At 71.7% G+C, this 26472-nt stretch carries 24 protein-coding genes and 1 pseudogene; 15 read left to right on the forward strand and 10 right to left on the reverse strand.

From position 1 onward, the window contains the following. Positions 1-25: 25 nt before the first annotated feature. From ABZ128_RS15420 to ABZ128_RS15465, 10 genes and pseudogenes are all read right to left on the reverse strand, one after another. Positions 26-187, reverse strand: a pseudogene (locus ABZ128_RS15420) (glutathione S-transferase family protein); the annotation flags it as partial. A 95-nt stretch (positions 188-282) separates the two neighbouring features. Then, positions 283-1206, reverse strand: coding sequence for a formylglycine-generating enzyme family protein (locus tag ABZ128_RS15425; protein WP_356848699.1), 924 nt, complete (start codon positions 1204-1206; stop codon positions 283-285). Between the two features lie 71 nt (positions 1207-1277). Beyond that, the gene (locus tag ABZ128_RS15430) at positions 1278-1436 is read right to left on the reverse strand and encodes a hypothetical protein (RefSeq protein ID WP_356848700.1); all 159 of its coding nucleotides are present in this window, start codon (positions 1434-1436) and stop codon (positions 1278-1280) included. Between the two features lie 174 nt (positions 1437-1610). Continuing rightward, entirely contained in the window at positions 1611-2495 is an 885-nt protein-coding gene (locus ABZ128_RS15435; protein ID WP_356848701.1) for an ABC transporter permease, read from the reverse strand. Next, entirely contained in the window at positions 2482-3279 is a 798-nt protein-coding gene (locus tag ABZ128_RS15440; RefSeq protein ID WP_356848702.1) for an ABC transporter ATP-binding protein, read from the reverse strand. The genes ABZ128_RS15435 and ABZ128_RS15440 overlap by 14 nt, the downstream gene beginning before the upstream one ends. 36 nt (positions 3280-3315) lie before the next feature. Next, positions 3316-4428 (reverse strand): aliphatic sulfonate ABC transporter substrate-binding protein, encoded by a 1113-nt coding sequence (locus tag ABZ128_RS15445; RefSeq protein WP_356848703.1) that lies wholly within the window; start codon positions 4426-4428, stop codon positions 3316-3318. A gap of 303 nt (positions 4429-4731) precedes the next feature. Continuing rightward, on the reverse strand, positions 4732-4920 hold the full coding sequence (locus tag ABZ128_RS15450) for a putative leader peptide (protein WP_356848704.1): 189 nt from the start codon (positions 4918-4920) through the stop codon (positions 4732-4734). 56 nt (positions 4921-4976) lie between these two features. Beyond that, positions 4977-5435: an Rrf2 family transcriptional regulator gene (locus ABZ128_RS15455; protein WP_356848705.1), complete on the reverse strand. Its 459-nt coding sequence runs from the start codon at positions 5433-5435 to the stop codon at positions 4977-4979. 132 nt (positions 5436-5567) lie between these two features. Next, positions 5568-6692 (reverse strand): acyl-CoA dehydrogenase, encoded by a 1125-nt coding sequence (locus ABZ128_RS15460; protein WP_356848706.1) that lies wholly within the window; start codon positions 6690-6692, stop codon positions 5568-5570. Between the two features lie 635 nt (positions 6693-7327). Further along, entirely contained in the window at positions 7328-9568 is a 2241-nt protein-coding gene (locus ABZ128_RS15465) for a sulfatase-like hydrolase/transferase (RefSeq protein WP_356848707.1), read from the reverse strand. Between the two features lie 387 nt (positions 9569-9955). Here ABZ128_RS15465 and ABZ128_RS15470 point away from each other — a divergent pair, with 387 nt between their 5' ends. From ABZ128_RS15470 to ABZ128_RS15540, 15 genes are all read left to right on the forward strand, one after another. Next, positions 9956-10504, forward strand: a complete 549-nt coding sequence (locus ABZ128_RS15470) for a rhodanese-like domain-containing protein (protein WP_356848708.1) — start codon at positions 9956-9958, stop codon at positions 10502-10504. Next, positions 10501-12837 (forward strand): arylsulfatase, encoded by a 2337-nt coding sequence (locus tag ABZ128_RS15475; RefSeq protein ID WP_356848710.1) that lies wholly within the window; start codon positions 10501-10503, stop codon positions 12835-12837. Before ABZ128_RS15470 ends, ABZ128_RS15475 begins: the two co-directional genes overlap by 4 nt. 94 nt (positions 12838-12931) lie before the next feature. After that, positions 12932-13927, forward strand: a complete 996-nt coding sequence (locus ABZ128_RS15480; RefSeq protein WP_356848712.1) for an amino acid ABC transporter permease — start codon at positions 12932-12934, stop codon at positions 13925-13927. Beyond that, complete coding sequence (locus ABZ128_RS15485) at positions 13924-14709, forward strand: amino acid ABC transporter ATP-binding protein (protein ID WP_356848713.1); 786 nt, start codon at positions 13924-13926, stop codon at positions 14707-14709. The genes ABZ128_RS15480 and ABZ128_RS15485 overlap by 4 nt, the downstream gene beginning before the upstream one ends. 64 nt (positions 14710-14773) lie before the next feature. Beyond that, on the forward strand, positions 14774-15799 hold the full coding sequence (locus ABZ128_RS15490) for an ABC transporter substrate-binding protein (RefSeq protein ID WP_356848714.1): 1026 nt from the start codon (positions 14774-14776) through the stop codon (positions 15797-15799). A gap of 7 nt (positions 15800-15806) precedes the next feature. Further along, entirely contained in the window at positions 15807-16517 is a 711-nt protein-coding gene (locus tag ABZ128_RS15495) for a GNAT family N-acetyltransferase (RefSeq protein WP_356848715.1), read from the forward strand. 129 nt (positions 16518-16646) lie between these two features. Beyond that, positions 16647-17792, forward strand: coding sequence for an LLM class flavin-dependent oxidoreductase (locus tag ABZ128_RS15500; RefSeq protein WP_356848716.1), 1146 nt, complete (start codon positions 16647-16649; stop codon positions 17790-17792). A 27-nt stretch (positions 17793-17819) separates the two neighbouring features. Further along, a complete protein-coding gene (locus ABZ128_RS15505; RefSeq protein ID WP_356848717.1) occupies positions 17820-19205 on the forward strand; it encodes an NtaA/DmoA family FMN-dependent monooxygenase in 1386 nt (461 codons plus the stop codon). Next, complete coding sequence (locus ABZ128_RS15510) at positions 19202-20248, forward strand: LLM class flavin-dependent oxidoreductase (RefSeq protein ID WP_356848719.1); 1047 nt, start codon at positions 19202-19204, stop codon at positions 20246-20248. The genes ABZ128_RS15505 and ABZ128_RS15510 overlap by 4 nt, the downstream gene beginning before the upstream one ends. Before the next feature lie 12 nt (positions 20249-20260). Further along, entirely contained in the window at positions 20261-21382 is a 1122-nt protein-coding gene (locus tag ABZ128_RS15515) for an LLM class flavin-dependent oxidoreductase (RefSeq protein ID WP_356848721.1), read from the forward strand. Between the two features lie 700 nt (positions 21383-22082). Beyond that, positions 22083-23720 (forward strand): ATP-binding protein, encoded by a 1638-nt coding sequence (locus ABZ128_RS15520; RefSeq protein WP_356848722.1) that lies wholly within the window; start codon positions 22083-22085, stop codon positions 23718-23720. Continuing rightward, positions 23717-24124: a roadblock/LC7 domain-containing protein gene (locus ABZ128_RS15525; RefSeq protein WP_356848723.1), complete on the forward strand. Its 408-nt coding sequence runs from the start codon at positions 23717-23719 to the stop codon at positions 24122-24124. The genes ABZ128_RS15520 and ABZ128_RS15525 overlap by 4 nt, the downstream gene beginning before the upstream one ends. Next, entirely contained in the window at positions 24121-24480 is a 360-nt protein-coding gene (locus ABZ128_RS15530) for a DUF742 domain-containing protein (protein ID WP_356848724.1), read from the forward strand. The genes ABZ128_RS15525 and ABZ128_RS15530 overlap by 4 nt, the downstream gene beginning before the upstream one ends. Continuing rightward, positions 24461-25081: an ATP/GTP-binding protein gene (locus ABZ128_RS15535; RefSeq protein WP_356848725.1), complete on the forward strand. Its 621-nt coding sequence runs from the start codon at positions 24461-24463 to the stop codon at positions 25079-25081. Before ABZ128_RS15530 ends, ABZ128_RS15535 begins: the two co-directional genes overlap by 20 nt. Next, entirely contained in the window at positions 25078-26472 is a 1395-nt protein-coding gene (locus tag ABZ128_RS15540; protein WP_356848726.1) for a cytochrome P450, read from the forward strand. Before ABZ128_RS15535 ends, ABZ128_RS15540 begins: the two co-directional genes overlap by 4 nt.

The raw sequence follows: 26472 nt of genomic DNA on the forward strand, positions 1-26472 counted from the left end.
CGGGAGGCCCCCGCCGGACTAGTGATCAGCTCCGGGTCGTGTTCATGACGGCGACGGTTCGCGGTACGTGACGTGCCCAGTCCACGATCCGTACCGCCGCACCGGCGGCCTCCGTGCCCCGACAGTGCGCGTGGTGCCTGCGAGCGATGCCGTCCAGGTCCAGGTGGGACGCGAAGGCGGGATGTGCCCCACGTCGGTGCCGGACTGTCCGGCACGCTGCGCCGCCGCGTTGATGTCCTGCTCGCAGAACCGGTCGACGGCCTCGATCTGCCCTCCGTCGGCCTACGGGCCGGGCTTGGTGCTGTCCGCCGCCACGCGGAATCCGATGTTGCCGGAGGAGCTGTCGGGAGTGTTCGAGCTGCGGGCCGCGACGCGGTAGCGGTTGCAGTACGAGTCGTGGCAGAGGTAGGAGCCGCCGCGCATGACGCGGCTGGTGGCCGGTGTGAACCAGTCGGCGCACCATTCCCATACGTTGCCGACGGTGTTGTAGAGACCGAAGCCGTTGGGGCGGAAGGACCTCGCCGGTGCCGTACCCTCCCAGCCGTCCTCCGCGGTGTTCAACTCAGGGAAGTCGCCCCGCCAGATGTTGCACATGTGCCGCCCGCCCGGGGAGAGCTCGTCACCCCACGGGTAGCGTCGCTGTTCGAGCCCGCCGCGGGCTGCGTACTCCCACTCCGCCTCCGTGGGCAGACGGGTGCCGGACCAGGCGCAGTAGGCCTGGGCGTCGTTCCACGAGACGTGGATGACGGGGTGGTTCTGACGGGTGGCGAGGGACGAGCCGGCGCCTTCGGGGTGGCGCCAGCTCGCGCCGGCGACGGCCCGCCACCACGGGACGGCTGCCACGGTCGGGGACTCGGCGGCGACCTCGTCGGACAGGAAGCCGCCGAAGACGAAGGAGAAGCCGAAGTGTTCGGCTTCGGTGACGTGGCCGGTGGCTTTGACGAAGGCGGCGAACTGGGCGTTGGTCACGGTCGTGGGGGCGATCCGGAACGGGCCGACCTCCGCCTCGCGTACCGGCCCTTCGCCGTCGGCCGGAAAGGCGTCCGGGTCGTCGGTGCCCATGAGGAAGCGCCCGCCCGGCAGGTCGATCAGCCGCCGGGCGGCGCGCTGGGGATCGGCAACGCGCTGCCGCGGTGCCGGGGAGAGCGCGAGCGTGACAGCGGTGGCGTGCGCGTCACCGTGTTCGGGGGTGCAGCAGGAAGGCATGGAGGCTCCGTCGGATGGTGAGTGGGGCGGGTCCTCCGCGGGCGGCGCAGGGAAGCACCCGCCGGATGCCGCTACGCGGTGCGGTCCGCTGCGAGCCCCGCCGCCAGGGCGGGGATGCCCAGGTTCTGCTCGTCCTGCGGGGTGGCCTGGTAGAGCCTGTTCGTCAGCTGGTACGGGTCGCCGGCCAGGTCGTAGTACTCGCGGAACTTCACCTGACCCGTGCCCGACACGTTGCCGTTGCCGTCGGTGGTGAGGTCGTAGTACTCCGTGTACTGCTTGTTCTTGGCGACGTACGACGCCCACCCGCCTGCCTGTCGCTGCGGTCGTTCTCCGGGACGGAGGGTGCCGGCAGGTGCGCGTGCGCTGGGGCGGCGCGGTATCCCGTCCCGAGCGCGATTCTTCGTTCAGTTCGTGAGCAGGAGGCCGCGGCTGCGCAGCACCCACCGCTCGACCGGGCTGAAGATCAGCAGGTCGATGGCGATACCGACGACCAGGATCAGGATGATGGCGAGGAACACCCCGGGCAGGTCGATGTTGTTGCGGCCGTTCTCCAGCAGCTGGCCGAGACCGAGGCCCAGGTCGGGCGAGGAGGCGATGATCTCGGCGGCCATCAGCGAGCGCCAGGAGAAGGCCCAGCCCTGCTTCAGGCCTGCCAGGTAGCCGGGCAGCGCGGCCGGCATGACCACGTGCCGGGCACCGCGCAGTCCGGTCGCGCCGAGGGTACGGCCCGCGCGCAGGAACAGCGGCGGGATCTGGTCGATGCCGGAGACGAGGCCGTTGGCGATGGACGGGACGGCGCCCAGCAGGATGACCGTGTACATCATGGCGTCGTTGAGGCCGAACCAGAGCACGGCCGGCGGAACCCAGGCCACGGACGGAAGGGATTGCAGACCGGAGAGGATCGGGCCGATCGCCGCCCGGACGAACGTGATCCGGGCGACCAGAAGACCCAGGGGGGTGCCGATGGCCAGGGCCAGCAGGAAGCCGAGCAGACCGCGCGACACACTGGTCCAGATGACCTCCAGCAGCGTGCCCTGTATCCACATCTGGGACAGGCTGTCCCAGACCGCGGACAGAGGCGGCAGCTTGGTCTCCGCGGTGACCTTCAGTGAGACGAGGGCTTGCCATACGGCCAGGACCACGGCGATGGCCAGGACCGGCGGCACCACCTTCCTGACGATGATCTCGCGGACCGGCGTACGGCGGACCTCGACGGCGTCGAGGGCGTCCAGGCCGGCCTCCAGGCCGGCGAGGTCGTCCGCCTTCGGCTTCGTTTCAGTGCTGGCCATGGCGGCGGATCTCCCCACGCAGGTGTTCAGTGATCTCCAAGGACAGTTCGGCGACGTCCGCGTCCTCGATGCGGCGCGGCTGCGGGATGTCCACGGTCCATTCCTTCGCGACCCGGCCGGGCCGGGAGGAGAGCAGGACCACGCGCTGCGCGAGCCGCACGGCCTCGCGCACGTTGTGCGTGACGAAGAGGACGGAGAGCCCCGTCTCGGCCCAGATGCGGGTGAGTTCGCCGTGCAGTACGTCACGGGTGATGGCGTCGAGGGCCGCGAACGGCTCGTCCATCAGCAGCAGCCGGCTGTCCTGGGCGAGCGCCCGGGCCAGGGCCACGCGCTGGCGCATGCCGCCCGACAGCTCGTGGACGCGCTTGCCGTAGGCGCCGCCGAGGCGGACGAGCTCCAGCAGCCGCTCGGCCTCCGGCCTGCGCTCGGACTTGGCCACCCCGCGCAGGCGCAGGGCGAGTTCGATGTTCTTGCCCGCGGTCAGCCACGGGAAGAGGGCGTGTTCCTGGAACATGAGCGCCGGACGGCCGCCGGGGGTCTGGATGGACCCCGCGGACGGCTTGTCCAGGCCCGCGACCAGGTTGAGGAGCGTGGACTTGCCACACCCCGAGGCCCCCAGGATGGTGACGAACTCTCTCGGGGTGACATCGAGGCTGATGTCGTCCAGGACGAGCTGCGTACCGGCCGGACCCGTGAAGGACTTCGAGACGTGCTCGATACGGGCAGCGTGCTCCGCAGTCGCTGCGGCGGTGCCCTCGGCAGCCTTGGCAAGCGTGGTGGCCATGGTCGTCACCTCCTGGGGACTTACCGACGTGAGGACTTACTTGGCGCCGAGACCGGCGTCGGAGACCTCGGGCTTGCCGGCGGCCCTCAGCACCTTGTTCAGGAGCCTCAGGTCGTAGATGCCGGCCAGGTCGGGCTGCTCGATGAGCTTGGCCTTGACCGCGTAGTCGGCCTGCGCCTTGAGCGTTGTGGCCAGCGGGTCGTCGGTGACGAGGATGCTCGACCACGCCGGGTCGATGACCTTCGCGTCGAGCGGCTTGCCGCCCTCCGCCGCCAGCTTGGCGTTCGCGGAGGCCTTCGCCTTCTCCGGGTTGGCGTTGATCCACTCGTTGGTCTTCACCGTGCCCCGGAGCACGGCCTCGACCACGTCGGGGTGCTCCTTGAGGAACTTCTGCGACACGATGACGTTCGTGATCACGAACTTCTTGTCGGGCCACAGGGAGGTCTCGTCGAGGAGGACGCTGCCGCCGTCGGCGACGAGCTTGGAGGCCGTGGGCTCCGGCACCCAGGCGCCGTCGATCGAGCCCTGCTTGAAGGCGTCCGGGGTGACCTTGTTGTCCGTACGGACGACGGAGACGTCGCCCTTGCCGGACTCGGGGTCGACCGACCAGCCCTTCTGGGAGATCCAGTTGAGGAACGCGACGTCCTGGGTGTTCCCCTTCTGCGGGGTGGCGATCTTCTTGCCCTTGAGGTCGTCGAGGGTCTTGATCTTGTCCGGGTTCACGACCAGCTTGACGCCGCCGGAGGCGGAGCCGGAGATGATCCGCAGGTTGGAGCCCTTGGACTTCACGTAGCCGTTGATCGACGGCGAGGGGCCGATGAACCCGATGTCGAGAGAGCCGCCGTTGAGGGCCTCGATCTCGGACGGGCCGGCGTTGAAGGACTGCGGCTTGATCGCGGTACCGCCGAGCTCCTTGGCGATCAGGCCTTCCTGGAGGCCGACCAGGGCAGTGGCGTGCGTGAGGTTCGGGAAGTAGCCGATCCGGACCTCGGCAGCCGACAGCTTCTTGCCGCCGGTGGCCGCGACGTTGTTGGTCTTGTCGTCTTCCTTCTTCGCCTCGGAACCGTAGCCGCAGGCCGTGAGCAGAAGGGGGAGCGTCGCTGTGACGGCGATGGTGCGCAGGATGGTGAGCGGTCTTGCGGCAGACACGGAGGTGTCCTTTCACGGGTTGGGCGTTCGAAGAGGTACGGAGACACGCGACGCGAGGCAGTAGGCGTACACGGCACCCGCTCCCAGCCATCGGTGATGGGCAGGCTTGCTGGTGCAGGCTGAAGTGGGAAAGGTGCCGCGGAAGCCGGGGGACGGAGGTAGAACCGCCGTGCACATGGCACGCCGCCCACGAAGGTGATGCGGGGCGGCGAGGTCAGCCAAGGGGCCGGGCGGCAGAGGGGGAGCGCCGTGGCAGGTGCACAGCCGTGCGCTTCGCGCGGCGCCGGGCCGGGGGGAATGGTGTCAGGAAGCGTGACAGATGGAGCTGGACGTACGCCCCAGGTCGATGTGTCGGCGGGTGGTGAGAAGGGTCAGCAGACGGCCTGCGCGGGGCATTGTGCTCACGGCGGCCACCTCCCTGATTCCTAGTTTTCCCACCGGGCTGGTAGGCATCTTGGCAGACAGCGCCATCGGCCCCAAGAGGCTGCTCATATGGTGGACGGAAGCGTCTTGAGCAGTGAGAAAATGCAGGTGGGCGGGGTGTCGGATCAGGGATTGGTCCAGGCGTCGGGAGCATGGGTCAGCGCGGATACCTCCGCGGGCAGGCGGGACGATGCGACGTCGGCGAGCGTCACACCTTCGAGGATCTGCCGCACGTTGGACCGGAGCGCGATCCACAAGGGGAGCAGCGACTGGGCAGGCCCCGTGTAGGACAGGTCCGGGGGCCGGACCCCGCGTACCGAGACGAGCGGTCCGTCCACGACGCGGATGACATCCGCGATGCTGATGGAGTGGGCGGGCTTGGCCAACCGGTAGCCGCCCTTGCCGCCGCGCTGGCTGAGTACGAGGCCGCCCCGGCGCATGTCGTTCAGGATGCCTTCGAGGAACTTGTGCGGAATGTCCTGGGCGTCGGCGATGGCTTCGGCCTTCAGCGGCCCGCCCTCCTGTGCCGCTGCGAGCTGCAGCGCGGCGCGTACCGCGTAGTCTGCCCTGGCTGAGATCCGCATGGGCCCATTATCCCGTACGGCTTCGGCCCGTGGTCGTTGCGGGTGGCTGCCGGATGCCGGGCAGGTGCTTGGGCCCGGCAGCCGAAGGCCCAGGTCAGGTGATGGGGCCCGAGCCTTCCCGTGGCGCCTGCGTCAGTGGAAGGCCGCCGCCACGGCGCGGTGGGAGCCGTTGAGGTAGTGCTCGCCGATGGAGCGCAGACGGCGCGTGACCGGGTGGTGGGCGGTCAGTACGCGTGCGTTGCGCCAGAAGCGGTCCAGGCCGGGGGCGTCGGCCAGTTCCAGCACCCGCGTGGTGACGTCCAGGGCTGCCTTCGACGTCACGGTCTCGGCCGTGGCGACCAGCGCGGCGACGTTCGCAGGTTCTTCGGCGTCGAGGTGGGGGCCTGTGTCGAGGGCCCGCGCCATCACTGCCGTAGCCCGGTGGACGACGGCGGTGGCCGTCTGGGCGGCGGAGGCGAGCTCCCCGTACGTCAGCAGGAGGTCCGGGTCCTCACCGGGCAGGCGGCGTGCGTGGCCGCCCCTGTTGAGGTCGCGCGCTTCGGTGAGGGCGCCCTCGACGATGCCGAGGCCGACGTGGCACAGGGCGAGCCGGAGCGCCGGCTCGGCGAGGGCGGTGAAGGGCGCGGCCGACTCCTCGTCATGAGGCCGGTGTCCCATCAGCTGTCCGGGCGTGATGGTGACGCGGTCCAGGGTGATCTCGCCCGCCCCGGCGACGCGCTGGCCGAGGCGGTGGTGGAAGGGTTCGACGGTTACGCCGCGCGCGCCGCGAGGGATCCGTACGACGAGGATGTCGCCGGTCACGGAGCAGACGGCGTCCACCACGATCTGGTCGGCGACCGTCGCCGCCGCTTCCACGGACCGGCAGCCGCTCAGGACGTAGCCGGTGTCGCGCGGCCTCATGGTGAGGTCCGGTGCGTAGGTGTCTTCGTCGGAGGAGGGAGCGCGGACTGTGCCCGTCCACAGCCACTGCTCGCGCAGCGACTCCTCTTCGAGGGCGGTCGCCTCGTGGTTGCTCGCGTAGAAGCGTCCGCTCCAGGTGTGGACGTAATGACGGGCGAGTACGGCGCCGACTGAGCTGTCGGCTGCGGCGATTGCCCGTATGACGGCACATCCGGTACGCCAGTCCACTCCGCGGCCAGGCCCGGGCGGGGTGAGAGCCGCCAGCAGGCCGGCCTCATACAGCCGTGCCTTCTCGTCGATCGGAGGCAGGCCCGCCTGGTCGCGGGCGATGGCGTCCGCGGCGAGGTCGTCCGCCACGTCACGAGTGGCACGCAGAAGCGTGTGGCGGCGCTCTTCGGCGGACCGGACGGCGCCTGTGCTCGATGCTGTCGGCACGGGTGTCACCCGCAGGCCGGGGCGTCGTGGCCTGGGGCCTGGGCTGCGCGGACGGCGGGGCCATGCGGGGTGACGGGAATCATCTGGGCTGCTCCGGAACGTTGTTGACGGCCACGGCCAGTGGCCGGGAAGAGAGGGGGTGGGCCGGGAGCGGGGCGGCTGTGGCCGAACCGGGCCGAACGGCCGGGTGTTCGACCAGCACGGCATCCACCTGCCGCTCACACGGACCTTGGCCCGGCTTGGCACCTTGCGATGCGCTGCGCATGGGTGACGCAAGCGGTCCGTTGACGTGATCGGGAGTCGAGCACCGAGCCTGACGCGCGCCGATGGCCGCGTACGGACATGCAGCGCCAGCGGAATCCCCCTTTTCCCATCGGATTAGTAGGGATATTGCCCAAGGTCGACTGCCTCAGCAAGGGGCGGGTCGCATGGTGGACAGAGCTGTCTTGAATGGTGAGCTCGGGCGGCTTGCGCAATCCGGTCGACGAATGCCGGAGAGGCCGTTCCGGGAGCGACGCTCCGAAACGGCCTCCCCGGAAGCCCGTGCGTTGAAAAGCTCACCCCACCGTGACGTGGGCCAGAGCCCAGGAGGTGTGGTCGAAGGACGTGCGGTTGTTGGCGTCCTCGACCACGAGGCGCAGGACGCGCACTCCGCGGACGTCGAGGTCGACGCGGACCGGGCCGGTGGCCGCGGTGAGCGTGGGGGTGGTCAGCAGCAGGCGGTCGTCGCCGTAGACCTTGGCCCGGGTGGCGCCGGCGCTGCTCTGCTTGGCGGAGAAGTCGTCGATGCCGACCAGAGTGGTGAACCGGACGGCAGCACCGCCGAGGTGGTAGGCGATGTCACTGGGCGCGTGGACGCCCAAACCCTTGGGGTACGTCGTACCGCCGAAGGAGATCAGCGGGCCGTCGCCGGCGGCGTTCTTGCCGTTGGAAGTGTCGCGCTCCACCGGCCCCCAGCCGTTGGTGGCGCTGATCCAGGTGAGGTCGGAGAGGTACGAGTCGCGGACAGGAGCGGCCGGCGGGGTCGGGACGGTGCCCGTAGCCAGGTAGCGGACCGGCCCGGACGGCGTGTCGGCGGTGCCTTCCGCGGTGAGCGCCCACGCGGTCGCGGGGGTGGCGTTCGCGGGCGGGGTCACCTGCCAGGAGGCGGTGAGGCGACCGCCGGCGGCGAGCTGGTCCGCCGTGGCCGGGGAGGCGGGGGTCACGGTCCAGCCGGTGGGGGCGCGCAGGGCGAGCGCGGCGTTGGTCCAGGGCCGTGCGGAGCCGTTGTCCAGTGTGGCGGTCACGGTGAACGCCTCACCGGGGACGGCCAGCCCGGGCAGGGTCAGCCGCGTGCCGAACGGTGTGCGGGGATAGGTGTCCTTCCAGGAGGAGCGCATCAGCGCCACGAGTTCGCCGGCCTTGGCCGAGTGCTTGTCGATGACGTTACGGGTCTCGCCGGGATCGGTGGCCAGGTCGTACAGCTCCACCTGCCACTTGTCGTCGGGGAGGCTGTGGTCCCGCTCGGGGGCGAAGCGGACGGCCTTCCAATTCTCCCGGCGGACCGCCTCGGCCAGCCACGTGGCGCGCTTGTTGTCCTGCGCGTTGGCCCGGCTGGTGACGCCCCACTCGTCGCGGAACCAGTACAGGTGTCCGTGGCGGGCCGAGTCGGCGCTGCCGCCGAGCAGGGGAGCGGCGGACAGGCCGTCCACATCGGTGGGGGAGGGGGCGCCGCCGAGCTCGGCGAGGGTGGGCAGCACGTCGGTCAGCGGGGTCGGACGGTCGCTGGTGCCCTGCCTGACGCGGCCGGGGCCCCAGGCGATGAGCGGGATCCGTACGCCGCCCTCGTAGAGGTTGCGCTTGTAGCCGCGCAGCGGGCCGTTGGCGTCGAACAGGTCGGGGTTCACTCCGCCCTCCTCGTGGGGGCCGTTGTCGCTGGTGACGAGGACGACGGTGTCCTGCTCCAGCCCGCGGGCGCGGAGCCGGTCGACCACCTTGCCGACCAGCGCGTCGAAGTAGCTGACCTGGGCCGCGTGCCCCTTGTTCGCGGCCGTCCAGCCGCGGTCGTCGTACGCACTGGTGTCGGGCACGTCGCTGGGCGCGTGCGGCACGTTCGGGGTGAGCAGCAGCAGGAAGGGCTCGTCGGCGTGGGCGTCGATGAACTCCAGGGCACGCTGCTCCAGCAGGTCCGGGGCGTAAACGGCCCGCGCGCCACCGCCGTTGGCCGGGATGGGCTCCTTGGCGTCGTTGTGCCACAGGTACTCGGGGTAGTACTCGTGGGCGTGGCCGTGGGTGATGTAGCCGTAGAACTCCTCGAACCCGCGGGCGGCCGGATGGCTCTCCTGGCCGGCGGCCTCCGGTCCGAAGCCCCACTTGCCGATGACGGCCGTCCGGTAGCCGCGGGCGTGCAGCACCTGGGCGAAGGTGGTGTCGGCGGCGGTGAGCGACCCCTGGCCACCGGACGAGGGATTGGCGCGCACCGTGGCGTGGCCGGTGTGCAGTCCGGTCAGCAGGGAGCAACGGGAGGGTGCGCACACGGCGGCGGTGGAGTACGCGTCGGTGAAGCGCAGTCCCTCGGCCGCGAGCCGGTCCAGGCGGGGGGTGGTGATCAGCTTCTGGCCGTACGCACCGAGTTCGCCGTAGCCGAGGTCGTCGGCAAGGACGACGACGAAGTTCGGAGGCCTGCTGACCGGGCCGTCCCCCGTCTCCGGGACCGCCACCGAGGCCGCCGCCTGCTCTGACCCGCTGACGGTGGCAGTGACGGTGGTCAGACCGAGCACGGCGGACGAACCCGCCAGGAAGGTACGGCGGCTGGACATGGGTGACTGCTCCTCGATGGCGGCTGCGGGTGGTCAGCCGATCATGGGTCGGCGAACCGAACCTGTTCCATGCACAGGGCATGAAGAACATGTGTCGGCGCCCTGCGCCGCGGAGCCGTTTCCTTCGCCCGCCGCCGGCGCACCCGTCGACGAGCCGGACGCCCGCCACCGTCCCCGTGCCCTGCTGGTGTCCCAGGGCATCGACGGTGAGCGCCCGCTTGAGACGCCGGGCGAGCCCCGGTTGTTGCCGCTGCATGGCGACCTCATGGCAGTCGTGCGGCCTCCCGTCCGGGCGGCCCGGAAGTGCCTAACATCCCCGGCACGGCCTGGGCCCCATGGACCCCGTGGGCCGTGCCCGTTCCCACTCAGCCAAGGACCCGTTCCGCCATGAGCGTTTCCCCCACCCTCAGCGTCGGCGAAGCGAAGGCCCGCCTGCCCCAGCTGACCGTCGTTGACGTCCGGACCCCCGGCGAATTCGCCTCCGGGCATCTGCCGGACTCCGTCAACGTCCCCCTCGACCGGATCGAGCGGAGCCTGCCCGAGCTCCGGCAGGCCGCCGAACGGGGTGCCCTGTTGCTGGTGTGCGCCTCCGGAGCCCGCTCCGGGAAGGCCGCGGCGGCCCTCGCCGCGCACGGGGTCACCGCTGCCGGCCTCACCGGCGGCACCAGCGCCTGGACGGCCGCCGGCCACGGCCTCCATTACCCGGACGGCCCGGCCCGGGCCGTGTGGGGGATGGAACGCCAGGTCCGCTTCACCGCGGGCGCCGTCGTGCTGCTCGGCCTGCTCCTCGGGCTGTTCGTGCACCCGGTCTTCCGGCTGCTGTCCGCGGCGATCGCCGCGGGCTTGGTGTTCTCCGCGCTCACCGACACCTGCGGTATGGCGGTGGTCCTCGGCCGACTGCCGTTCAACCGCCGCGGCAGTGGGGCCCGCACGTGACCGAGCCGACCGGTAGCCCGAACCGCCGCGACCCCTACGAGGGGTTCGCGGGCCAGGTGGGCCGCACCTTCGCCGAGTCCGAACCCGCCTGGCCGGCGCGGCGCACGCCCGGCGGCGGCGCCCCGAACATCGTCGTGGTCCTCGTCGACGACATGGGCTACAGCGACATCGGCCCCTTCGGCGCCGAGATCGCCACCCCCGTGCTCGACGGGCTGGCCGCGAACGGCCTGCGGCTGGCCAACTACCACACCATGCCGCTGTGCTCCCCCGCCCGGGCGGCCCTGCTCACGGGCCTCAACCCGCACCGCGTCGGGTACGCGACGGTCGCCAACTCCAACCCCGGATTCCCCGGTTACGGCATGGAGATCGGCCAGGACGTCCCCACCCTCGCCGAGGTGCTGCATGACGCGGGATACGCCACCTACGCGGTCGGCAAATGGCACCTGACCCGCGACTCCGCCTCCAACGCCGCCGACGACCGGCGCAACTGGCCGCTGCAGAAGGGCTTCGACCGGTACTACGGCGTGCTGGACGGCCTGACCAGCCTGTTCCACCCCCACCAACTGGTCCGCGACAACAGCCCACTCGACATCGACGAACTGCCCGACGGCTACTACTACACCGACGACATCACCGACGAGGCCATCGCCATGGTGAAGTCGCTGCGCGCGCACGACCCCGACAAGCCGTTCTTCCTCTACCTCGCGCACAACGCCGTCCACGGTCCGCTCCAGGCCAAGCCCGAGGACATCGAGCGGCAGCGCGGCCGCTACGACGGCGGCTGGGACGCGCTGCGCGGCACCCGCTTCGCCCGCCAGATCGCCGACGGCCTGTTCCCCGCGGGCACCGCCCTCCCGGACCGCAACTCCGAGGCCGGCTTCGACGTCGGCCCCTGGGAGGAGCTCACGCCCGGACAGCAGCAACGCTACGCGCGCTACATGGAGGTGTACGCGGCGATGGTCGACAACATCGACCAGAACCTCGGGCGGCTCACCGACACCCTGCGTGCCCTCGGCGAACTCGACAACACCGTGATCGTCTTCACCTCCGACAACGGCGGCACCGGCGAGGGCGGGGCCGACGGCACCCGCAGCTACTTCAGCCGCTTCGTCCACCAGCCCGTCCCCGACGACTGGGACCCGGACGTCGCACGGGACACCGAGCTCATCGGCGGCCCGCGGAGCCTGGTGCACTACCCGCGCGGCTGGGGCATGGCCTCCAACACCCCGTTCCGGCTGTACAAGGGCCAGACCTACGCGGGCGGGGTGCGCGTCCCGTTCGTCATCTCCTGGCCGGACGGGCTGCGGCGCGGCGGTGACGACCCCGGCATCCGCCACCAGTACCAGTACGTCACCGACGTCACCCCCACCCTCCTGGACCTGGCGGGCGTACGGCGGCCCGACCAGTGGCGTTCGCGCCCCGCGCAGGAGCTGGACGGGGTCAGCTTCACCCCGGTCCTGCGGGACGCCGGGGCACCGGGCGCGCACACCGAGCAGTACTGCGAGATGGCCGGGAACCGCAGCTACTACCGGGACGGCTGGAAGCTGGTCACCCTGCACCGGCCGGGCGCCCCGTACGACGACGGCGAATGGGCCTTGTACGACCTGACGACCGACCCGACCGAGACCACCGACGTCGCCGCCGACCACCCGGAGGTGGTGAAGGAGCTGGCCGCGGCCTGGGAAGCGGCGGCCTGGCGCAACGGCGTCTTCCCCCTCTCCGACGGCAGCGGGGCGCTCGCCCGGCGCCATCCCGCCGAGGAGCGGTTCCACCGCCCCCTCACGCTCCTGCCGGGGACCCCGGAGCTGGAGCGCTACCGGTCCTCCCGGCTGATCGCCTTCCGCTCCTTCGACATCTCGGTCGAGCTCGACGAGCACGGCGCCGGCGACCAGGGCGTGCTGGTGTCGCACGGTGACCAGGGCGGCGGCTACAGCCTGTACGTGGAAGACGGGCGGCTGCGCTTCGCCTACAACGAGTACGGCAGACTGCACGAGGCCGACGCCGGTCCGCTGCCCGTCGGACGACGGACCGTCACCCTGTCGGCCACCGCGTTGGCGGGCCTGCGCTGGGAGTTCCGGCTGCTGGTCGACGGAGTGCAGACGGGGCGACTGGCCGGCAGCGTGCACCAGCTCATCGGGATGGCCCCGCTCCAGGGCATCAGCGTGGGAGTCGACCGCAAGTCGCCGGTCTCCTGGCCGGTGTACGAGCGCCACCGGGGCTTCCGCTACACCGGCGGCCTGCGCTCCGTGACGTACACGCCCGGCGCGCAGGCGCCGTACGCCCCGGAGCTGGTGGCCCGCGCGCTGCGCGAGGCGGCCGCCGCATTCGAATGAACCGCTGTGCATTGTTTCCGGCGGAGGCGTTGTGTGTCCCGCCCGTGAATTCGCCGCTACAGCCGCCCGGATACCCGTTCCCGGAATTCCGAATATGACCGAGCCTGCAGGAGTGTCCTTGACTGAATCGATTCTCCTGACCGCGCCGTCCGGCCCTTCCGGACGGTCCGGTCCGCCCGCTCCGGCAGAGCGGGTGCTGCCGTTGCGGCGGCCCGGGCGGTGGGCCGCCACCGTCGTCGTGCTGGTGCTGGCCGCCCAGGCCGCGCACGGGCTGCTGACCAACCCCTTCTACCAGTGGGACCGGTTCGCGTACTGGGCCACCCGGCCGGTGATCCTGGACGGTCTGCTCGTCACGCTCCAGGTGGCCGTGTACAGCGCGGCCCTGGGGCTGCTGGGCGGCATCCTGCTGGCCCTCGGCAGGCTGTCGGCAAGCCCGGTACTGCGGACGGTGAGCTGGACGTACATCTGGCTGCTGCGCTCCGTGCCGCTGATCGTCGTCCTGCTCTTCCTCTACAACCTCGGCGCCCTGTACCCCACGCTGAGCCTCGGGGTGCCGTTCGGTCCGGCCCTCGTCACCTTCGACGAGTCGAGGCTGGCCGCCGACATGGCCGTGGCGGTCGTGGGACTGAGCCTGGTCGAAGCGGCGTACGCCGCGGAGGTGGTCCGGGCCGGGCTGCTCTCCGTGGACCAGGGCCAGCACGAGGCCGCCGCCGCACTCGGACTGCCCAAGCGCTACCAGTTCGCCCGGATCGTGTTCCCGCAGGCCCTGCGCTCCATCGTGCCCAGCTACGTCAACCAGCTGATCGGGCTCGTCAAGGCCACCTCGCTGGTGTTCTACGTGTCACTGCTGGACCTGTTCGGCTCGGTGCAGAGCCTGGGCGCCACCTACCCCGGGGACGTGGTGCCGCTGCTGCTGGTCGCCACCGCCTGGTACGTGGCCTTGACCAGCGTCGTGTCCGTCGTGCAGTTCTACGTCGAGCGGTACTACGCGCGCGGGGCACTGCGGACCGTGCCGCCCACCCCCCTGCAGCGGGCCCGGGCGGGCCTGCGCGAGCTGCGGGCACGCTTCCGGAAGGAGACCGCGCGATGACCACCACCGCCACGACGGGCCCGCCCGCCGCCATCGAGGTGCACGACGTGCACAAGTGGTACGGCGACCGGCGGGTCCTCGACGGGGTGAGCCTGAACGTCCCGCCGGGCACGGTCACCGCGGTGATCGGCCGCTCCGGCTCCGGCAAGTCGACCCTGCTGCGGGTCGTCAACCACCTGGAGAAGCCCGAGGCCGGTCAGGTCAGCGTGGGCGGCGAGCTGGTCGGCGTACGGAGGCACGGGACCCGGCTCAAGGAGCTGAGCGAACGCGCGATCCTCGCCCAGCGCGCGCGGATCGGCTTCGTCTTCCAGAACTTCAACCTCTTCCCCCACCTCACCGTGCTCGACAACGTGGCCGCGGCTCCGGTGGCGACCGGACGGCTGCCCAGGCCGCAGGCCCGGGCCCTCGCCCGTGAGCTGCTGGAACGGGTCGGTCTCGGCAGCCGGGCCGACGCCTACCCGCGGCAGCTCTCGGGCGGGCAGCAGCAGCGGGTGGCCATCGCCCGCGCGCTCGCATTGCGGCCCGGCGTCATCCTCTTCGACGAGCCGACCTCCGCGCTCGACCCGGAACTGGTCGGCGAGGTGCTGGCCGTCATCAAGGACCTGGCCGGCGGCGGGACCACCCTCCTGATCGTCACGCACGAGATCGGCTTCGCCCGCGAAGTCGCCGACGAGATCGTCTTCCTGGACGACGGCCGGATCGTCGAGCAGGGCCCGCCCGAGCAGGTCCTGGACCACCCGGTCCACCCCCGGACCCGGGAGTACCTGAGCAAAGTGCTCTGACCGCGTACCCCGCCCCGTACCCCCTACCCCGCGAGCTACCCGCGAGTCGAAGGAACGTCACCCCATGCAGCACCTGAAGCCATTGCGCAGAGCCCTCGCCACCGCGGCCGCCGCCGCGACTCTCGTCGCCGGGCTCACCGCCTGCGGCGGCAAGAGCGCAGCCGCCGGAGCCGGCGGGACCGGTGCCCCGGCGGGCACCGCCACGGTCGCCGTCGGCGCCCTGTCCAACGGCGCCGCGCAGCAGACCGACCTCACCGTCCCGGTGGAGGAGTCCCTCCGGGCGAAACTGCCCGAGGCCGTCCGTGAACGGGGGGAACTGGTCATCGGGGTGGGCGCGCTGCCCGCCGGGTTCCCGCCGCTGGCGTACGTCGGCACCGACCAGAAGACCCTGACCGGCGCGGAGCCGGACCTCGGACGGCTGGTGGCCGCAACGCTCGGACTGAAGCCGGTGGTGAAGAACTCCACCTGGGAGAACCTGTTCGTCGGCATCGACAGCGGCAAGGTCGACGTGGCCTTCACCAACGTCACCGTCACCGAGGAGCGGAAGAAGAAGTACGAGTTCGCCTCGTACCGGCAGGACAACCTGGCCTTCGAGGTGCTGAAGGACAACCCCTGGAACTTCGGGGGTGACTACCGCAACCTCGCGGGCAAGACCGTCGCGGTCGCCCGGGGCACCAACCAGGAGAAGATCCTCCTTGAGTGGCAGGCGAGACTGCGGTCCGAGGGCAAGGACATCGACGTCAAGTACTTCCCGGACAGCAACAGCACCTACCTGGCGCTCAGCGGCAAGAAGATCGACATCACCTTCGTGCCGAACCCGTCCAGCGCCTACCACATCACCCAGACCGCCAACAGCGCCGCGCCGACCCGGAACGCGGGCCAGTTCTCCGGCGCGGGGGAGACCCTCCAGGGGCTGATCGCGGCGACCGCCAAGAAGGACAGCGGGCTGGCCGAGCCCGTCGCGGCCACGATCAACCACCTGATCCAGAACGGGCAGTACGCGAAGCTGCTGGCGGCCTGGAACCTGTCCGAGGAGGCCGTGAAGACCTCCCAGGTCAATCCGCCCGGCCTGCCCCTGACCAACTCCTGAGCCACCGATGCCACCCCACGTCCTGGACAATCCCGCCTGGGCCTCGCTCTGCGGTCCGCACGCCCCGTTCGCCGTGCCGGCTCCGGACGGTGGCGGCCGCGCCGCCCGCTACCGCGACGACGTCTCCCCCTTCGCCGCCCTCGCCGACCCCGGCGACCGCCGCTCCTGGCACGATCTGCAAGCCCTGACCGGGCCCGGGCAGGTCGTCGGGCTCACCGGCCTGCTGGACCCGCCCGACGGCTGGGAGACCGTGGGCTCGGTCCCGGGCGTCCAACTCGTCGACACCGCACTGCGCGCCGAACCGGCGCCCGAGGCGGTGCGGCTCGGTCCGGCCGACGTACCGGAGATGCTCGACCTCGTCGCCCTCACCCAGCCGGGCCCGTTCCTGCCCCGGACCGTGGAACTGGGCAGGTACCTCGGAATCCGCCACGAGGGCCGGCTGATCGCGATGGCAGGGGAGCGGCTCCGGCCACCCGGCTGGACGGAGATCAGCGCGGTGTGCACCCACCCCGGCCACCGGGGCCGGGGGTTGGCGACCCGGCTGGTGCGCGCGGTGGCCGCGGGCATACGGGAACGCGGGGAGGTGCCGTTCCTGCACACGGGGGCGTCCAACACCGCGGCGATCCGGCTGTACGAGTCGATCGGCTTCACGCTGCGCAGGCGGCCGCTGTTCCTCGCGGTCCGGACACCGGGCAACAAGGCTGCCAAATTCCCTTAATACTGCGGTCATTGTGCCGCCGTTCCGTACGACGTAGCGTTTTTTCGGGGCGGTCCGGAAGATTTCCCGGACCCGTTTTCCCGGCTACCCCTTCTTTTCCTTCCTCCACCACGGTCGATCAGAAAGGCGTTGTTCGACGTGTCCGAACTGCACCTCGCCGTCGCGCTCGACGGCGCCGGCTGGCACCCGGCTGCCTGGCGGGAGCCGGGCGCCCGGCCCGCTGAACTGTTCACGGCCCGGTACTGGGCCGACGTCGTCGCCGAGGCGGAGGCCGGGCTGCTGGACTTCGTCACCTTCGAGGACGGTCTGGCCCTCCAGTCGTCCGCGGCGGCGGAACCCGACGCGCGCACGGACCGGGTGCGCGGACGGCTGGACGCGGTGCTGACCGCCGCCAGGGTCGCGCCGCTGACCCGGCACATCGGTCTGGTCCCGAGCGTGACGGCCACGCACACCGAGCCCTTCCACATCTCGAAGGCGATCGCCACGCTCGACTACGTCAGCCGGGGCCGGGCGGGTCTGCACGTACAGACCTCCGGACTGCCGTACGAGGCACGGCACTTCGGGCGCCGCGAGTTCCCCGCGCCGGTGGGCGAGCTGGCCGAGGAGGCCGCCGACCACGTGGAGGTGGTGCGCCGGCTGTGGGACAGCTGGGAGGACGACGCGGAGATCCGGGACGTGGCCACCGGCCGGTTCGTCGACCGCGACAAGCTGCACTACATCAACTTCGAGGGACCGCACTTCAGCGTCCGGGGGCCGTCGATCACCCCGCGTCCCCCGCAGGGCCAGCCCCTGGTCACGGCCCTGGCCGGTACGACAGCCCCCCGGACCGGTCTGGTCGACCTCGTGTACGTCACCCCGCGCGACCTGGACGAGGCACGGGCTGCGGCCGCCGTGCTGCCCCCGCCGCCCGGCCCCCGGCACGTCTTCGCCGACCTCACCGTGTTCCTGGACGAGGACGGCCCGGCGGCCGCCGCCCGCCGCGACCGGCTCGACGGGGTCGCAGGCGCCCCGGCCCCCACCGACGCCGCCACGTTCAGCGGGACCCCGGCCGAGCTCGCGGACCTGATTCAGGAGTGGCGGGAGACGGGCCTGACCGGTTTCCGGCTGCGTCCCGCTGTCATCGCCCACGACCTGCCCGCCATCACCCGCCGGCTGGTGCCCGAGCTCCAGCGGCGCGGCGTGTTCCGCAGTACGTACGAGGCGTCCTCGCTGCGCGGGCTGCTGGGTCTGGAACGCCCCGCCAACCGCTACGCCGCCGCAGCGCTCACGGCCTGACCTCGGATCCGGAACCGGAAGGACACCATGAGCACCAAGCCGCTCAAGCAGATCCATCTCGCCGCTCACTTCCCCGGGGTCAACAACACCACGGTGTGGAGCGACCCCGCGGCCGGCAGCCACATCGAGTTCGACTCCTTCGTCCGCTTCGCGCAGACCGCCGAACGCGCCAAGTTCGACTTCCTCTTCCTTGCCGAAGGGCTCCGCCTGCGCGAACAAGGCGGGAAAATATACGACTTGGATGTGGTCGGCAGGCCGGACACCTTCACCGTGCTTGCCGCGCTGGCCGCCGTCACCGAGCACCTCGGCCTCACCGGCACCATCAACTCCACCTTCAACGAGCCCTACGAAGTGGCCCGCCAGTTCGCCTCCCTGGACCACCTCTCCGAGGGCCGGGCCGCCTGGAACGTGGTCACCTCCTGGGACGCCTTCACCGGGGAGAACTTCCGCCGCGGCGGATTCCTGCCCCGCGAGGACCGCTACACCCGGGCCCAGGAGTTCCTGGCCACCGCGACCGAGCTGTTCGATTCCTGGGACGGCACCGAGGTCACCGCGGACCCCGTCTCCGGCACCTTCCTGCGCGACGCGCGCGCCGGGGCCTTCGCCCACCAGGGCCGCCACTTCGACATCGAGGGCCGCTTCAACGTGCCGCGCAGCCCCCAGGGCCGTCCGGTGGTCTTCCAGGCCGGCGACTCCGACGAAGGACGCGAGTTCGCCGCCGCATCCGCCGACGCCATCTTCGGCCGGTACGCAACCCTGGAGGCAGGCCGGGAGTTCTACGCCGACGTCAAGGGACGCCTGCCCCGGTACGGCCGCCGCCCGGAGGAGCTGCTGATCCTGCCGGCCGCCACCTTCGCCCTGGCCGACACCGACGCCCAGGCCCGCGAACTCGCCCACGAGGTACGGCGCTCCCAGGTCAGCGGGGCCACCGCGATCAAGTACCTGGAACACGTCTGGAACCGCGACCTGTCCGGCTACGACCCGGACGGACCGCTCCCGGACGTCGACCCCGACCCCGGCGAGAACACCATCGCCCTCGGCCGCGCGAGCATACGGCAGTTCCGCGACCCGCTGGCCACCGCGCGTCAGTGGCGCGAGCTCGCCGAGGCCAAGAACCTCTCCATCCGCGAGCTGGTGATCGCCACCACCGCCAAGCAGACCTTCGTCGGCTCTCCCGCGACCGTCGCCGAGTCCATCAACAGCCTGGTGCAGGCGGACGCCGCGGACGGCTTCATCCTGGTGCCGCACATCACCCCGGACGGACTGGAGGGCTTCGCCGACACCGTCGTCCCCCTCCTTCAGGAACGCGGCGTCTTCCGCAGCGAGTACACCGGCACCACCCTGCGCGACCACCTCGGACTCGACGTGCCGGCGGTCCGGCCGGCCGTCGAGCGGCAGGCCACGGCCTCGTGAAGTTCCTGGCCATCACGCTGATCGTGCACGCCCCGGACCCGGTCACGGGCCGGCTGACCCCCGTCCGCGAGCGGTTCCGCGAGGTCGTCGACAGCGCGCTGGCGGCGGAGGAGCTCGGCTTCGACGGTTTCGGGGTCGGCGAGCGGCACGAGCGGCCGTTCCTGTCGTCCTCACCGCCCGTGGTGCTCTCCCACATCGCCGCGCTGACCCGCCGGATCCGGCTCTTCACCGCCGTCACCACGCTGAGCCTGCTCGACCCCGTCCGGGCGTACGAGGACTACGCGACGCTGGACCACCTGTCCGGCGGTCGGCTGGAGCTGATGATCGGCAAGGGCAACGGCACGGCCCAGCGGGAGCTGTTCCACGTCACGCCCGAGGACCAGTGGGAGCGCAACAGCGAGGGCTACGAGCTACTGCGGCGGCTCTGGCGCGAGGACCGGGTGACGGCGGAGCCCCGGTTCCGGCCGGCGCTGAAGGACGCCGAGGTGCTGCCCCGCCCCGGTGGGCCGCCCCCGCGGGTGTGGCACGGCAGCGCGACCAGCCGGGAGTCCGTGGACCTCGCCGCCCGCTACGGAGATCCGCTGTTCTCCGCGAACGTCACCCATCCGATCGGCCCGTACGCCGAGCTGATCCGCCACTACCGGGAGCGCTGGGAGCACTACGGGCACGACCCGGCGCTCGCCGTGGTGGGCGCGGGTACGGCCGGCTTCCACGCGGCCCGCACCTCGCAGCAGGCGGTGGCGGCGTACCGGCCGGCCTTCGAGCAGTACCTCGCCTTCCACGAACAGGCCGGCGTAGAACCGGTGTTCTCGCACCTGGACGACTTCGTGGAGCGCAGCTCCGCGCTGATCGGCAGCCCCCAGCAGATCGTCGAGAAGGTGCACCGCTACCACGAGCAGTTCGGCCACACCGTCCTGCACCTGCAGGCCGAGCCGGGCGGTCTCCCGCCGGCCGCCCACCGCGCCTCGCTGGAGCTGTTCCAGTCCGAGATCGCGCCGGTGCTGCGCCGCGAGATCCCCGATCCCCCCTTCGCCGATCTGTAAGGAGACCTGGCCATGTCCGGCATCCCGCTCGGGGTCCTCGACCTCATCCCGATCCCCTCCGGCTCCACCGCCGCCGACGCCCTGCACAACAGCATCGATCTGGCCCGCCAGACGGAACGACTCGGCTACGCCCGCTACTGGTTCGCCGAGCACCACCTCAATCCCGGTGTCGCCGGGACCTCCCCGGCGGTGGTGCTGGCCCTGACCGCCTCCGCCACCTCCACGATCCGGATCGGCTCCGGGGCCGTACAGCTCGGCCACCGCACGGCGCTGTCCACGGTCGAGGAGTTCGGCCTGATCGACGCCCTGCACCCGGGCCGCCTCGACCTGGGCCTGGGCCGCTCGGCGGGCCGGCCTCCGCAACAGCGGGCCGGGGAGGCGGAGCCCTTCGTCGGACACACCCCGAACGGGCTGCGCATCCCGGAGCGCTTCTCCTTCGCACACCTGCTGGGCCATCCCCGGGTCGCGCTCCAGCAAAAGCTGCTGAACCTGCCCGGTGCCCAGCCGCAGGACTACGGCGAGCAGGTCGACGACGTCCTCGCGCTGCTGCGCGGCGAGTACCGGTCCGATGAGGGCATCGAGGCGCACGCCGTCCCCGGCGAGGGGGCCGACGTACAGGTGTGGATCCTGGGCAGCAGCGGCGGCCAGAGCGCCGAGACGGCGGGCCGCAACGGCCTGCGGTTCGCAGCGAACTACCACGTCAGCCCGGCGAGCGTGCTGGAGGCGGCCGAGGGCTACCGGGCAGCGTTCAAACCCTCCGCCGAACTGGACCGCCCGTACGTCACCGTGTCCGCCGACGTGGTCGTGGCCGAGGACGACGCCACGGCCCGCGAACTGGCCGCCGGATACGCGCCCTGGGTGCACAGCATCCGCACGGCCGAAGGCGCCATCCCTTTCCCCTCCCCGGCAGAGGCGCGGGCGCTGACAGGCCCCTGGACGGACGCAGACCGGAAGGTGGTGGCCGACCGGGTGGAGACACAGTTCGTCGGCTCGCCGCGGACCGTCGCCGATCACCTCGAACGGCTCCAGGAGGCCACTCGCGCCGACGAGCTGCTGATCACCACGATCACGCACGACCACGCCGACAGGGTCCGCTCCTACCGCCTCCTGGCCGAGGAATGGCGCCGCCGCTGACGTGCCCGCCGGGCCGCACGGGGCGCCGTCCCCCCTGGCCTGGCCGTCCCCGACCCGCTCAAGGGGTCGCAGGTTCAAATCCTGTCGTCTCGACTCCAATGAGTCGTTCGTCAGAGGCCTTCTCGGAGTCATCCGAGAAGGCCTCTGACGCGTTGCCCGTCACCGGCCTGCTCCTTCCCAGTGCGGTCGTCTGGCTGACTGCCTCCGGGATCTCGGCCCCTGTGTCACCGCTGGCCCGCCTGCCGGTGTGCGGGGCCGCCGAACGCCTGCGGCGGCGCGCCGGGGAGGTGTACTAGAGAACGGGACCGGCGCCAGGATTCCGGAAGCAGAGCCGCCGACGCGCCCTGTGCTCGCCGACGACGGAGTCGATCTCGCCTCCCGCCCGTGGATGACTCCATCGGCCGCTACGTGTCTGCCCGCACCTAGGGCGCAGGGGCGGGATCCGGCCGAATCGATGGCTCCGTGGAGCGGAGCCGTTCCCGGGGTGGACCTGTGGGGGCGGGGCCTGTCGTCTGGGTATGCGGGGGCGTGTGCGAGGTCGGCGGCCGTGGGGGAGCAGATGGGTTTCGGCCACGTCGTTGCGCGGCAACCGGCTTGATACGTCCAGTTCATGACCTGCTGTCAAGAGTCGTGCACGGAGACGCTAAGATTCCGGGCCGTTGTCATATGATCATTCGCTTTCGATCGTTTGAGGGTTCTGATGGTTCGCGTGGGATCGTCGCCCGGAAGTCCAGGGCCCACCTCACCCGTCGTTTGGGCGCTTCCCGCGCTCGTGACCGCCCTAGCCGCGGCCGTTGCCGTGGTGCTGGTGTCCGCACCAGCGCGTACGCCCGTGGCCTGGGTCGGTGCCGTGGCCTTCGTCGCCGTTGCGCTCGCCTGTGGTGAGGCCGCCCGGCGCGGCAAGGCGGTGGCCGGGCTGCGGGTCACGGTCGCCGCGCACGAGGCGGCGCTGGCGCGGCAGCAGGCCGAGACCGTACGCCTCGCCCAGGAACTGCTGCCCGATGTCGTCGAGCGCCTGCGCAAGGGCGAGTTCCCCGAGGAGGTGCTCGCCTCCCTGGAAGAGCCCGGCACCCACGGGGCAGGCCTCACCCCCGAGTTCAGGGACGCCCACCAGGCGGTGCTGCGCTCGGTGCTCGACGCCGTCGTCGCCGAGGAGGACCTGCGCGACTCCGCGCAGCGCGCCTTCGTGAACATCGCCCGCCGCGTCCAGGCCATCGTCCACCAACAGGCCCAGGAACTGCGGGACATGGAGGACCGGCACGGTCACACCCCCGAGGTCTTCGGCGATCTGCTGCGGCTCGACCACGGCACGGCCCTGATCGGCCGCCTCGCGGACTCCATCGCCGTGCTCGGTGGCGCCCGCCCCGGCCGCCAGTGGAGCAAGGCCGTACCGCTCTACAGCGTGCTGCGCGGCGCCATGTCGCGGATCATCGACTACCAGCGCGTCGAGCTCCACTCGGTCTCGCAGGTCGCCGTCGTCGGACCGGCCGTCGAACCGCTGATCCACGCGCTGGCCGAGCTGCTCGACAACGCCACCCGCTACTCCCCTCCGCAGACCAAGGTCCACCTGACCGCCGTCGACGTGAACTCGGGCATCGCCGTCGAGATCGAGGACGGCGGCGTCAGCATGAGCGAGGAGGCCCGCAAGCGGGCCGAGCGCATGCTCCGGCAGGCCCAGCAGGGCATCGACCTCGCCGACCTCGGCGAGACGCCGCGCCTCGGTCTGGCCGTGGTCGGCCGGCTCTCCCAGGCGTACGACTTCCAGGTCTCGCTGCGCTCCTCGGCGTACGGCGGCGTTCGCGCGGTCCTGGTCATCCCGCAGGGGCTGATCACCACCGCCTCCTCCGCCACCGGCGTCGCCCACGGCATCGGCACCTCCTCGGGCCCCCGGGCCGCCCTGCCGCCGGGCGCCGGAGCAGCCGGCCGGGAACCGGCCGCCCGGCCCCCGCAGCAGCGGCCCGTCACCGGCCCCTCCTACGCCCAGGCAGCATCCGACGCAGCACTCGACGCAGCATCCGACGAGGTACCCGCCGTGACCGAGCGGACCCCCAACGGGCTGCCCCAGCGACGCCGCAAGACCCGCGCCGTCGCCCCGCAGGTGCCCGGGAACCCCGGCGCACCCGACCGGATCACGGCCGCCGCCGCGGCGACCGCCGCGGCCGCGGACCGGGCCGCTGCACCCGAACCCCGGCCGGAGGTACAGCCCGGGATGTGGCTGGCCGCCTTCCAGGACGGCCTGTCCTCGGACAGCAGCAAGACCGTCGCGAGCAGAAGCGGCGCAGCAAGCAAGAACACAGACGCCTCGCCGGTCTCGGCGAGCAAGGGGGAACAGCCATGAGCCAGCAGCAGACCAACATGGACTGGATGCTCAAGGACCTGGCCGAGAGCGTCCCGCAGACCCGCCACGTCATCGTCCTGTCCGCCGACGGCCTGCGCATGGCGCAGTACGGGGCGGAGACCGACACCGCCGACCGGCTCGCCGCGGCCTGCGCCGGACTGCAGAGCCTCGCGGGCGCCGTCGCCTCCGAACTGCCCGGGAGCAGCGGCCGGATGCGGCTCGTCGTGATCGAGATGGACGGCGGCTTCTTCTACCTGATGGCCGCCGGGGCCGGCGCCTACCTCGCCGTGCTGGCCGACGAAGGCGTCGACGCAGGCCTGATGGGTCAGCGGATGCGCGACCTGGTCGCCCGGATCGGAGAGCACCTCAGCAGCCCGCCCCGGCGCGAGGGGCAGACCGCGTGAGCGACCCGGGCCGGGACTGGGAAGACGGCACTCCCGAGCGGCTCTACGTGATCACCGGCGGGCGCAGCGGACCGTTACTGCCCGCCACCCTCGACCTGGTCACGCTGATCATCGCCAAGTCGGGGCCCAGGCCCGGGATGCAGCCGGAGCACGCGGCGATCATGACGCTGTGCCAGTCACCGCTGTCGGTGGCCGAGATCTCCGCGTACCTCGGCCTGCCGGTCAGCGTGGTCACCGTACTCCTCGGTGACCTCCTCACCGCGGGCCACGTGCTCTCCCGCCCACCCGTCGCCCCCGCACAACTCCCGGACCTGGCACTGATTGAGGCAGTCATCGATGGACTTCGAAAGCTCTGAACTGCGCGCGGGGCCTCGGCGCGAGGACGCCCTGCCGGCCACGGCCGCCGCCGCGGTCAAGGTGGTGATCGTGGGCGGCTTCGGCGTCGGCAAGACGACCCTGGTCGGCTCGGTCAGCGAGATCCGCCCCCTGACCACCGAGGAGACGATGACCCAGGCCGGGGTCGGCGTCGACGACACGGCGGGCGTGGAACGCAAGACCTCCACCACCGTGGCCATGGACTTCGGCCGCATCAGCATCAACGACGAGCTGGTGCTGTACCTCTTCGGCACCCCCGGCCAGGAACGCTTCTGGTTCCTGTGGCGCGGCCTGTTCGAGGGCGCGCTCGGCGCGGTGGTCCTGGTGGACACCCGCCGGCTGGAGGTCAGCTTCGACGTGATCGGCCGGCTGGAGGAGCGCGGCGTGCCGTTCGTCGTCGCCGTCAACTCCTTCCCCGACGCACCCGGGTACCCGCTGGAGGAGCTGCGGGCCGCGCTGGACCTGCCGCTCTCCGTACCACTGGTCCTGTGCGACGCCCGGCGCCGCGACTCCAGCCGTGACGTCCTGATGACGCTGATGCGCTACCTGCATTCCCTCGCCGCGACCCCGGAGGCCTTGTGAGCACCCCCCCGACCCCCCGGCCGGGTCCGGCCGCCCCGCCCCCGGGCTGCCCGGCCCACCGGCTCTACGGCCCCGAGGCCGAGGCCGACCCCATGGGCCTGTACGAGAAGCTGCGCGCCGAGTACGGCACGGTGGCCCCCGTCCTGGTCCAGGGCGACCTGCCGGCCTGGCTGGTGCTCGGCCACCGCGAGAACCTGGACGTGGCGCGCACCCCCTCCCGGTTCGCCCGCGACCCGCGCCACTGGCGGGACATGCGGGAGGGGAAGGTCCCCGCGGACCACCCCCTGACCCCCATGACCGCGTGGCAGCCGGTGTGCCACCTGGTCGACGGGGTCGAGCACGAGCGGCTGCGCGGGGCGATCACCGAGTCCCTGGAGCGCTTCGACCGGCGCGGCGTACGGCGTTACGTCAGGCGCTTCGCCGACCAGCTGATCGACGCCTTCGCCCAGTCCGGGAAGGCCGACCTGGTCGCCGACTTCGCCGAGCCGCTGCCGATGCTGGTGATGACCCAGCTCGTCGGGGCGCCGGAGTCCTACGGACCGCGTCTCGTCGAGGCGGCCCGCGACATGCTCCGCGGCACCGAGACGGCCCTCGTCAGCTTCGAGTACGTCTCGGACACCCTGCGCGAGCTCGTGGCGCGCAAGCGGGAGACGCCCGGCCGGGACTTCACCACGTGGCTGCTGGAGCACCCCACCGCACTCGACGACGACGAGATCCTGGAGCACCTGCGGCTGGTGCTGATCGCGGCGTTCGAGACGACCGCCAACCTGATCGCGAACACCCTGCGCGTGGTGCTCACCGACCGCCGCTTCCGCGCGAACCTCTCCGGCGGGCACATGACGCTGCCGGACGCGCTGGAGCAGGTCCTGTGGGACGAGCCGCCCTTCATGACGGTGCTCGGGCGCTGGGCGACCGGCGACACGGAGCTGGGCGGTACGCCGATCAAGGCCGGCGACATGCTGCTGCTGGGCCTCGGGGCCGGCAACCGCGACCCCGACATCCGGCCCGACCCCGCCCTGCCCGTCCACGGCAACCGTTCCCACCTGGCCTTCAGCAGCGGCCCCCACGAGTGCCCCGGCCAGGACATCGGCAGAGCCATCGCGGACACCGGTATCGACACCCTGCTGACCCGGCTGCCCGATCTGGAACTGGCGGTCCCCGAGGACGAGCTGCAGTGGACGTCCTCCCTGATGTCACGTCACCTCGTGGCGCTCCCGGTCGCGTTCACCCCTGGGGGCAGCTCGGTCACGGGGGCCACCCGGGTACCCCGTGCTCGCCCGGCGGCCGCCTTGCCGCCCGAGCCCGCTGCGGCCGCGACCCCGGCCGCCCCGGTCGGGGCGGAGCGGCCGGCGGGCCGGGCCTCCTGGTGGTCGCGCCTGCGCGGGCGCTGA

This window comes from Streptomyces sp. NPDC006326 (assembly GCF_040612915.1).
Taxonomy (GTDB): Bacteria; Actinomycetota; Actinomycetes; order Streptomycetales; family Streptomycetaceae; genus Streptomyces.